At 49.3% G+C, this 2,502-nt stretch carries 2 protein-coding genes and 1 rRNA gene; all 3 read right to left on the bottom strand.

Annotation, left to right across the window (positions count from 1 at the left end; all coding sequences use genetic code 11):
* A 16S ribosomal RNA gene (locus tag EVJ32_RS15825) occupies positions 1-111 on the bottom strand; the annotation flags it as partial.
* 369 nt (positions 112-480) lie between these two features.
* On the bottom strand, positions 481-1,134 hold the full coding sequence (locus EVJ32_RS15820; RefSeq protein WP_131459125.1) for a KinB-signaling pathway activation protein: 654 nt from the start codon (positions 1,132-1,134) through the stop codon (positions 481-483).
* A gap of 11 nt (positions 1,135-1,145) precedes the next feature.
* Positions 1,146-2,177, bottom strand: coding sequence for an Mrp/NBP35 family ATP-binding protein (locus EVJ32_RS15815; RefSeq protein ID WP_131459124.1), 1,032 nt, complete (start codon positions 2,175-2,177; stop codon positions 1,146-1,148).
* Positions 2,178-2,502 lie beyond the last annotated feature (325 nt).

Raw genomic sequence — 2,502 nt, 5'->3', positions numbered from 1 at the left:
TCATTCCGTCGACTTCCCCCCGAAGGGTTCTGTCGATTTCCTGCGCTCGACTTGCATGTATTAGGCACGCCGCCAGCGTTCGTCCTGAGCCAGGATCAAACTCTCCAAAGAATTTGATATAGCTCTTGAAAATGACGAAGCTTGCGCTTCAATCAAAACTTGTAAAACTTTTTTTGCCTCATCGTTCAGTTTTCAAAGACCAAATGTTGTCGTGTTAGCGACTTTTTAATAATAGCGAGTTCACTTTTTAAAGTCAACCGTTTTTTATTATTTTTTTCACTTTTTTCTGTTGCTCAAATTTGAACAGCAGCGACGTTTATTAATATATCAGTGCCTATACTATTCGTCAACTGTTTTTCTAAAAAAACTTTGATTGCTTCAAAATTTATTTCGATACGCTTAAATTGACCGTGGACTCCCTTCTTAACCAATGGAAAAGCTCAGGCGAAATCACCTGAGCTCATCACTGGCAAGAGAACATTACGACGATTTAGACGAGACGCGTTTCTTCGCCTTTAATGACTCTTTAGGACCACTATTCGATTTTGATACTGCTTCACCGTGCGCTGGCGCTTGGAAGCGATGAAGCATCAACACTTGATAAGCGTTGGCGAACACGAGCGTCGCAAGTGCCGGCCATAGAAGAGCGATCTCATCTGTCGCTTGCAGTGCCGGAATCCACTCGATCAACGTAATGACGATCATCAAGAAGAGCGTCGGGATAAATGCACTCGCGTTCGTCTGTCTCGCCTTGCTCGTCGCTACAATCCACGACACGACGACTAGGACGAGCATCTCTCCGATATAACGCCACATGTGATCATTGCCAAATGCGAGCATGCGCAGATAGACCGCGTCAAATAACGCGAATATGATCAAGACCACTTGAACTCGATTCCACAGTTTCGCTCCGCGGAATAAATCCAAGCCGACACGGTGGACGATCAAGTAGGCAAAAAAACCCATCATACTGATTCCCGTCCACGTACTCGAGTAACTGAGTGCCGTCACAATCGCTTCCCACGACTGACTGACCAAATAACCCGGATTGGCGAGTAAATTCATCAGGAACCCAAATAGCGTCCCGAAAACGAGTGTCGTCCAAAACAAACGTAAAAAACCTTGTACTTTCATCTGCTAACCATTCACCCTTCTATTTGTTGAATGACCGATTGCGCCAATTCATCATATGTTTTCTCAAACGGATGCCCGTCCCGGTAGACCGAAGGCGCAAAGTCGTCTTCATTGTCATACGGCTGACCGAGCGGGATTTGCGCGAGCAGTTTACTCTTGAGCGCTTCTGATAATTTTTCGCCGCCGCCGTAACCGAAGACGTATTCTTTCTCGCCCGTTACCTTGCTCTCGAAGTACGCCATATTCTCAATGATTCCGAGTACTTTATGGTTCGTCTTGATTGCCATCGCACCCGCTCGAGCCGCGACGAACGCAGCGGTCGCGTGAGGTGTCGTTACAATCAACTCCTGGCATGACGGGAGCATCGAGTGGATATCAAGCGCGACGTCACCTGTCCCTGGCGGTAAATCGAGCAACAAGTAGTCGAGGTCGCCCCACTCCACATCATTGAAGAAGTTGTTGAGCATCTTCCCGAGCATCGGTCCGCGCCAGATGACCGGCGCATTGTCTTCGACGAAGAAGCCCATCGAGATGACTTTTACCCCGAACCGCTCGACCGGGATGATCTTTTCACCTCGGACGACGGGACGTTCTTCAATCCCGAGCATGTCCGGGACACTGAACCCGTAAATATCTGCATCGATCAAGCCGACCCTTTTACCGGCACGTGCTAACGCGACCGCCAAGTTGACCGACACCGTCGACTTCCCGACGCCGCCTTTTCCTGAAGCGATTGCTATGAACGTCGTTCCTGAGTTTTCACGAAGGATAGCCGGTTTTGTCGCTTCTTTTAAACTTTCGTCATTTAGCGCTTCGAAACGAAGGCCGACCGTCTTAAAGCCTTTTCCTTTCAACAATGTGACGATCTCTTGTTGCAGCTGAAGCTGTTCCCCGCTCCCGGTCTGACCGAGCGCCACTTTCACGCTGACATAGTCTTCTTTAATTCGGACGTCTTTCACGCCAGCTGTATCTCCAAGCGTACGGTTGATCGTCGGATCGACCAATACTGCTAATTCTTCACGAACTTGTTCTACTGTAAGCATGTCATTCCCCCTAATTTCTGTCTCGATAACAGTATATCAAAAAAAGCGTTTTCTTGAGGGAACGAAAACTAACTATTTCTCGAGCAACAAAAAAACTCTCCGCCCATAAAGGGAGGGCACTGAAAAACTTCAAATGATTTTAAGCAGATGAGCGTCGTCCCGGATGGGATGACGCTCATCTGCTTTCATTGCCCTTCGAGCCGCCCTGTCCGGCACGCCGCTTTCCTGGGGGCGGTCAGCGAGCCGCATCGCGACGATGTCGCTGCTGGGTCTCGCCTTGCCCGCTGTTCCCCCGGGAGTCGGCGTGCCCTCGGGGCGACGCTGT

The organism is Exiguobacterium sp. SH5S4, from assembly GCF_004337045.1.
Classification (GTDB): domain Bacteria; phylum Bacillota; class Bacilli; order Exiguobacteriales; family Exiguobacteriaceae; genus Exiguobacterium; species Exiguobacterium aurantiacum_A.
This window is presented reverse-complemented; position numbering and strand designations above follow the sequence as displayed.